The organism is Streptomyces sp. NPDC050759 (assembly GCF_044456945.1).
In the GTDB taxonomy this organism is placed as follows: domain Bacteria; phylum Actinomycetota; class Actinomycetes; order Streptomycetales; family Streptomycetaceae; genus Streptomyces.
Genome location: NZ_JBITGI010000001.1, coordinates 651,529 through 658,942 on the forward strand (window position 1 = coordinate 651,529; position 7,414 = coordinate 658,942).

A 7,414-nucleotide genomic window follows, 5' to 3' on the forward strand; every position below is an offset into this window, starting at 1 on the left:
CCTCGGAGGGGGAACACAAACGTGTCCGCACACAGGATCCAGCACAAGGTGAATCACGTCGCGCTGGTAGTGGACTGTTCGGGTTCGATGCGTCCGCACCAGAGTCAGCTCATTCAGGTGGTGGACGAGTTCGTGGCGGGGCTGAAGGCGGAGTCGGACAGCCTCGGCCACGAGACACGGATCAGCCTCTATTCCTTCGATCACAGGGTGGAGAACCTGGTCTGGGACATGGACGTGAAGCATCTGCCGTCCATGCGTGGGCTGTATCAGGTCAACAATGGCGCTACGGCCCTCATCGAGGCTTCCCTGAAGTCCCTGGACGATCTGGGCCATATCTGGGAGGAATACGGCGAGCACAGCTTCCTCCAGATCGTCGTCACGGACGGTGAGGAGAACGCCTCCGGCGGCGACCGGCGGCACGACGGGGACATGACCATCCTCGGCCCCTGGCTCGACAGGATCACGGCGAAGATGCGCGGGCTTCCGGGCCACTGGACCTCCGCGATCCTCGTCCCGAACTCCCTGGCCAAGCGCACCGCCCAGAACTACGGCTTCCCGGCCGGCAACATCGCCATCTGGGACGCGGACTCCCAGAAGGGCGTCGAAGAGGCGATCGGCACCGTGCGCGCTGCCGCGACCAGCTTCCTCCGCGGGCGGGAGCAGGGGGTGCGCGGCACGAAGAACCTGTTCGCTGTCGGCCAGGACATATCGGTCGACGACGTGCGGGCGAACCTCGAACCGATTCCGGCCGACAAATACCGGCTCCTGAAAGTCGACAAGGAGGTCGAGATTCGCTCCTTCGTCAACTCGCATCCGGGCGTGACGTACGAACGTGGCTCCTGTTACTACCAGCTGGGCGCCCGGGCTCAGGTTCAGCAGAACAAGGAAGTCATCGTGGTCGAGAAGGACACCGACCGTGCCTATACCGGCGACGCGGCACGCAGCCTTTTGTTCGGTACGGATGTCCAGGGAACCGTCTCCGTGAAAGCAGGGAACAATCCCAAGTTGGAGGTCTACGTACAGAGTCGTTCGGTGAACAGGAAACTCAAGCCGAAGACGCGTCTGCTGATCACGCTCTGAATTCAATGAGCCAAGCGCGGTCCATCCGGTTGCACACCGGATGGACCGCCCACCGAGTTTCCGACGTGCGCCGGGTCGTCAGTCCGTCGAGTCGAAGTCGGCCTTCCGCCAGCGGGCGCGCAGACTGAACGCCGCGCTCTTCGGACGGCGTTCGCGGGTGAACACGCCCTTCTTGTTGCCGTCGACACGGAAGACGCCGGGCGCGGTGGCGAAGTCGGCGAAGTTCCAGACCTGCTCGCCGACGACCGCGTCGACACGGTCGAACACCCGGTGGTACACGTCGAGCAGTTCGGTCTGGTACTCCTCGGTCCACGGGCTGGGTACGACGCCGCGCAGTCCGGGGTAGGCGTCCGATCCGTACTCGGTGATGACGATGGGCTTGTCGTTCGCGGCCCACTGCCGCAGTTCCGCCTCCAGCTCCGTCTCGGCCGCAGCCAGGTCGTCGGGGCCGAAGTACCAGCCGTAGTAACGGTTGAGGAGCACGACGTCGAACAGGTCGGTGACCACGCACTCGTCCGGTTTCCCCATGAGCGCGTTGACGTAGGCGACGGGCCGTGAGGGATCCAGCCGGCGTGCCTCGGCCGCCAGCGGCGCGAAGTAGTCGCGCGCCTCCGGTTGGACGTTGTCCGGCTCGTTGGCGATGGACCACAGGACGACACTCGGATGGTTCTTGTCGCGCTCCACGAGCTCCCGCACCGCCTGCAGGTGTGTGCGCAGCGTGCTCTCGCCCACGGTGTCGGGCGAGAACGTGGACACCTTCCGGCCGGCGCCGAAGACGCCTCCCGCGATGTTCAGGTTCAGTCCGACGGCCGCCGTCTCGTCGATGACCACGACACCCTGTCGGTCCGCGTAGTCCAGCACCTCCTCGGCGTAGGGGTAGTGCGAGGTGCGGAACGAGTTCGCGCCGGTCCAGTCCAGCAGGGCGAAGTCATGCACCATCAGGGTGTCGTCGTGAGCCCTGCCGCGCACGGCGGCGTCCTCGTGTTTGCCGAAGCCCTTGAAGTAGAAGGGGCTTCCGTTGATCAGGAATTCCTTGCCCCGTACCTCCACCGTGCGCACGCCCACGGACTGCCGGTAACTGTCGACGAGGTCGCCGGAGGTCCTCCACACCGTGGCCTCGAGTTCGTACAGGTAGCCGTCTCCGGGCGCCCAGGGATGCACGCCCTCGATCCTGAGGGTCCCCACCGCTCCGGTGGCGGCCTGGACCTCGGCCCCGGAGGCATCGCGCAGCGACACACGCACCACGTGCTCTTCGGCTTGTGCGGTGCTGTCCACGCGGTAGGCGACGAGGCCGGTCGTGTCCTCCAGGTCGGTGGTCACGGTGATGTCGGTGATGTGGACGGGGGGCGTGGTGTACAGCCACACGGGCCGGTGCAGTCCCGCGTAGTTGAAGAAGTCGTGGAAGTAGCGCTGCACCCGGCGGCCGTCCTCGCGTTCCTCCACTCGGCCGGGGGGTATCGACTCCCAGGTCAGCTCGTTGTTGACGACGACGGTGACACGGTTCTCGGCACCCGGCCGCAGGTGCGCCGTGACGTCGGCCTCGAAGGGGGTGTAGCCGCCTTCGTGCCGGACGACCTCGACATCGTTGACCCAGGCCGTGGCGCGATGCGTCGCGGAGTCGAAGCGGAGTACCGTCCGTTGCCCCGCCCACCCGGCGGGAACCCATACCTGCGTCTGGTACCAGACGTCGCCGACATGGTCACGGACGGTCGTGTCCGGGAAGATGTCGTTGTAGCTGGCCGGCACAGGCATGTCCACGGCGCCCGCGAGCTGCGAGCGCCACCATCCCTCGGCACGGCCGGCCCCCTCCGCGTCCAGGCGGAAGCTCCACAGGCCGCCGAGAGAGCGGCGTTCGCGAGTGGGGCCGTCCTGGGGACGAAGCATGGTTGGTTCTCCTGTTCGTTGTGCGCGTGTCGACTCGGTGGTCGGGAAGGCAGGTCCGCGGCGGTCGGAAGAGGGCTATTTGATGCCGGTGTTGGCGATGCCCTGGATGAAGTGCCGTTGCAGGGCGAGGAAGAGCAGGATGATCGGTGTGACGACCGTGACCGCCCCGGCCAGCAGCAGGCCGTAATTGGTGCCGTTGGCTCCAGTGGAGAAGAGGGCGAGGGCGACGGGCAGCGTGTAGTGGTCCTCGGTCTGTGCGATGACGAGCGGCCACAGGAAGTTGTTCCACTGCGCGAGGAAGGTGAGGATCGCCAGGGTCGCCAGCGCCGGCCGCGTCAGCGGAAGGATCACCCTGAGGAAGATCCGGGCTTCGCCCGCACCGTCGAGACGCGCCGCCTCGACGAGGGCGTCCGGGATGTCCCGGATGAACTGCCGCATGATGAACACGCCGAACGGTGTCACCAGGAAGGGCAGGATGAGCCCGAGGTAGGAGTTGCCCAGTCCCATGTTGCTGACGAGCACGAACAGCGGGACGAAGGTGGTGACGCCGGGAATGATCAGCATGGTGAGGACGAGGCCGAACAGCAGACGCTTCCCCGCGAACTCGATCTTCGCGAAGGCGTATCCGGCCATCGAGCAGAACAGCAGGTTTCCCAGCACACAAGCCACCGCCACGAGTGTGCTGTTCAGGAAGTACAGTCCGAAGTTCTGCTTGGACAGCAGTTGTTCGAAGTTGGCGAGGGTCGGGGACCGGGGAAGCCAGGAACTCGGATGGGCGACGATCTCGCCCGTCGGTTTCACCGAGCCGAGGAACATCCAGGCGAACGGCGCCAGCGTCGCGAGCAGTCCGAGCACGAGGGCGCCGTAGAGGACGAGACGAGCGGTGGGGACTCGCCGGGACGGGTGCCGGTCCCGGAAGGCCGGCCCCGTCGTTGTCGTGGTGGCGGTCATGTCAGGCCCTCGCTCGGAAGATGCGGAACTGAAGAAGGCTCAGCAGGGCGATCGCGGTGACCAGCACATAGGACGCGGCCGATGCCACTCCGTAGTTGCCGAAGCCGAATTGCTGGTAGGCGTAGTAGCTGATCGACGTCGTGCTGTCCAAGGGGCCGCCGCTCGTCATCACGAACGGCTCCTCGAAGAACTGGAGGTAGCTGATGCTGAGCAGGACGGCGACCACCAGCGTGGTCGGCCGCAGCAGCGGCAGGGTCACGCTGCGGAAGGCCCGCCAGCGGGACGCGCCGTCCACGACGGCCGCCTCGTGCAGTTCGGGCGGTATCGACTGCAGTCCCGCCAGGAAGATCACCATGGGGATGCCGAAGTGCCGCCAGACGGCCATCAGTATCAGGGCGGGCATGGACCAGTGGGGATCGTTCAGCCAGTCCGGCCCGGAGATTCCCACCACGGACAGGAGCGAGTTGATCATTCCGTCCGGCTTGTAGAGGTACCTCCACACGACCGCCACCGCCACGATGCTCGTCACGACCGGGGCGAAGTAGGCGACCCGGAAGAAGCCCTTCGCACGCTGGATCCCGGAGTTGAGGGCGACGGCGACGGCGAGGGAGAGCACCATCGTCAGTGGTATGCCCACCGCGACGAAGTAGAGCGTGTTCAAAGCGGCGCGGACGAAGGTGGGATCGTCGAAGAGCGCGGTGTAGTTCTCCAGACCGACGAAGTTGACGCTGAAGGGTGTCCGCACGTCCCTGCTGGTGATGTCGGTGACGCTCATCGACAGGGACGAGAAGACCGGCCAGATGCCGAACGTGCCGAACAGCAGGACGAAGGGCGAGCAGAAGGCCCACGCGACCACTGTGCGCCGCAGGTGTCCGGAACCGCGCCTCGACCGCTGAGTCGGCTGCCTGGTGGAAGACACCTCGCGTGCGGGTTTCAGGGAGGTGGCCGTGGTCATCGGGGCTGCCCCGTTCCGATCGCGGACGCTTTCGCCTGGATCCGTTCCAGGGCCGCCTTCGGTGACGAGACCCCCTTGGCCACCTTCTCGATCTCGGCATCGATGACCGCTGCGATCTGCTTCCAGGTGGTGACGGTCGGGCCGGGCAGCGCGGTCCGGAGCTGGGACCGGAAGACGGCCAGCGTCGGGTCCGACTTGAGCTTCCCCTCATCCCAGGCCGCCTGCACGGCGGGGAGGTCTCCGGACTGCTCGTACCAGTCCTGCTGGATGTCCGGCCGGGAGAGCCAGCGGATGAACTTCCAGGCACCGTCGCGGTTCTTCGCGTTCTTGAACACCGCCCAGTGCCCTCCGCCGATGAAGCTGGCGTTGGACGCGGACCCCTTCGGGAGCGTGGCGGCCCCCACCTTGTCCTTGACGAAGTCCGCTCCGCCCGCCCCCGTCAGCAGTGCCGTTTCCCAGGGGCCCGAGACGAGTGCGGCGGTGGAACCGGCGACGAATTGCGGCTCGATCTCTCCGAGACTCACCGCCCCGTTGCGGGTCGAGGTCTTCGACGTGAAGAACGACTGGTAGTACTCCAGCCCCTTGAGCGCCTCAGGTGTGTCGAAGGTGAACTCGGTGCTGTTCTCGTTCATGAGACGCGCGCCGGCCTGCCACATGAAGGGCAGGACGCCCTGCCAGCTCGCCGCCACGCCGGTGGGCAGCGCCAGGCCCCACTTCGCTCCCTGCTTCTGGAGGGCCTTGAGGAACGGGCCGTACTCCTTCCAGGTCCTCGGCGCGGAGACTCCGGCGGCCTGTGCCAGGTCCTTGCGGTAGAAGAGGACGCGGGTGTCCACATACCAGGGGACGCCGTACGGGCCCCCGTCGTAGGTGGTGCTCTGAGCGGCGCCTCGGTAGAAGGACGAGGTGTCGACGAGACCGGCCGGCACCTGCTCGAGTCCGCCGGTCGAGGCGAAGTTCGTCAGGTCGGCGGATCCGACGAGCGTGGCGTCCGGCGTGTCCTGGGAGGCGATCGCCGTTTCGACCTTCTTGGCGTAGTCCTGCCACGGGATGGCCGTGACCTTCACCTTCGCGTCCGGGTTGGCCTTCCGGAAGCGCGCTGCCAGCTGGGGCAGGCGCTCGCCCTCGGTGCCCATGGCCCAGACGTTGATCTCGCCCTTGGCAGGCGAGTCGCTGATGGGAGCGCCCATCGCGCCCCCACCGCCTTGTGTGTCGGACCGGCCGCAACCGGCCAGAACCAGTGTGGCGGCCAGACCGCCGATGAGCGCTTTCGACAAATGCGAGGTGGACATCCTTGTCCGTCTCCTCTCCACCCGGTGGATGCGTGAGCGGCTCTACCGCACGTCGTGGTGTGGGTCAGCGAGACCGTACAGCGAAAACCGAACAGGTGCCACACTTTCGGCGAGGGTGATGTTGGCGGATTATCGGCCGGACAGTCCCCCGCACCGCCCGCTTAGGGTTGGGGGTATGACCGAGAAGACGGCGGCCCGTCCGGCCACTCGCCGAGGCCCGTATGCCAAAAGCGCACAGCGCAGGGCCGAGATCGTCGCCTCGGCGACCGCCGTGTTCGCGGCTCGCGGTTACCGTGGAGGGTCCCTGAGGGAGATCGCCAAGCAACTCGACCTCAGCCTGACCAGCGTCGTGCACCACTTCCCTAGCAAGAGCGCGCTCCTCGTGGCCGTCCTCGAGAACGCGGACTCCGCGAGCATCGACTCCTTCGAGGCGGACAGCCGGGGAAAGGGTGTGGCCTACGCGGTCCTGCGGTACGTCCGCCGCAACCTGGAAAGGCAGGAGATGCTACGGCTCCTCGCCTTGATGGCCGCGGAGGCCTCGGCTCCCGACCATCCGGCGCACGAGTGGTTCCGCGACCGGTACGAGCGGGTCGTGACCGCTTTCGCGACCGCGGTACGAAGGGACCAGGACCTCGGCCGTATCGCGAACCGGAGGCATCCCGAGCTGATCGCGGCAGCCCTTGTCGCGATGTGGGACGGCCTCCAGCTCCAGTGGCTCATCGACCCGCGGCGTGATCTCCTGGCCGGGATGTCGGCCGGCCTGGAGGATCTGCTGGGCGATCCCGCCGTCGGTGACCGGCGCCCGTAGCAACACCTCGCGCTCATCACGAACAGATCGCCCCGCCCGCCCGTCGGTGCGTTGCCGGGGTCCGGTTCGGCGTCAGGAGCCTCCGGCGAGACTGTGGCGCCGCAGTTCTGGTCCCCCCTCACGCCGGACTTCCCGGTCGTGGTCCTCGCTCTCCCCGGTCCGCTCGCGGTCATGGCCTCCGGGGTGGCCCGATGCACCAAGACGGGCGGGAGGTTCGCCCGCACTCCCCCTCATGCCGGTCATCCCGGTGGTGGTCCTCGCTCTCGCCGGTCCGCTCACCGTCATGACCTCCGGGTGCCCGATGCGCCAAGGCGGGCAGGAGGTTCGCCCGCACTCCCCCTCATGCCGGTCATCCCGGTGGTGGTCCTCGCTCTCGCCGGTCCGCTCACCGTCATGACCTCCGGGTGCCCGATGCGCCAAGGCGGGCAGGAGGTTCGCCCGCACCAC

At 67.0% G+C, this 7,414-nt stretch carries 6 protein-coding genes; 2 read left to right on the forward strand and 4 right to left on the reverse strand.

The features are described 5' to 3' along the window. Positions 1-21: 21 nt before the first annotated feature. The gene (locus tag ACIBJB_RS02880) at positions 22-1,080 is read left to right on the forward strand and encodes a VWA domain-containing protein (RefSeq protein ID WP_398925835.1); all 1,059 of its coding nucleotides are present in this window, start codon (positions 22-24) and stop codon (positions 1,078-1,080) included. Between the two features lie 78 nt (positions 1,081-1,158). On the opposite strand, the gene uidA is transcribed toward ACIBJB_RS02880, so the two are convergent. The 4 genes from uidA to ACIBJB_RS02900 all read right to left on the reverse strand — a co-directional run bounded on the left by uidA (position 1,159) and on the right by ACIBJB_RS02900 (position 6,159). Beyond that, positions 1,159-2,964: a beta-glucuronidase gene (uidA, locus tag ACIBJB_RS02885; protein WP_398925837.1), complete on the reverse strand. Its 1,806-nt coding sequence runs from the start codon at positions 2,962-2,964 to the stop codon at positions 1,159-1,161. Between the two features lie 75 nt (positions 2,965-3,039). Then, positions 3,040-3,915 carry a carbohydrate ABC transporter permease gene (locus tag ACIBJB_RS02890; RefSeq protein WP_398925839.1) on the reverse strand — a complete coding sequence of 292 codons (876 nt, stop codon included), beginning with the start codon at positions 3,913-3,915 and terminating at the stop codon, positions 3,040-3,042. A gap of 1 nt (position 3,916) precedes the next feature. Next, positions 3,917-4,870 carry a carbohydrate ABC transporter permease gene (locus tag ACIBJB_RS02895; RefSeq protein ID WP_398925841.1) on the reverse strand — a complete coding sequence of 318 codons (954 nt, stop codon included), beginning with the start codon at positions 4,868-4,870 and terminating at the stop codon, positions 3,917-3,919. After that, positions 4,867-6,159: a sugar ABC transporter substrate-binding protein gene (locus ACIBJB_RS02900; protein ID WP_398925843.1), complete on the reverse strand. Its 1,293-nt coding sequence runs from the start codon at positions 6,157-6,159 to the stop codon at positions 4,867-4,869. The genes ACIBJB_RS02895 and ACIBJB_RS02900 overlap by 4 nt, the downstream gene beginning before the upstream one ends. A 175-nt stretch (positions 6,160-6,334) precedes the next feature. Here ACIBJB_RS02900 and ACIBJB_RS02905 point away from each other — a divergent pair, with 175 nt between their 5' ends. Then, entirely contained in the window at positions 6,335-6,967 is a 633-nt protein-coding gene (locus ACIBJB_RS02905; RefSeq protein WP_398925845.1) for a TetR/AcrR family transcriptional regulator, read from the forward strand. Positions 6,968-7,414 lie beyond the last annotated feature (447 nt).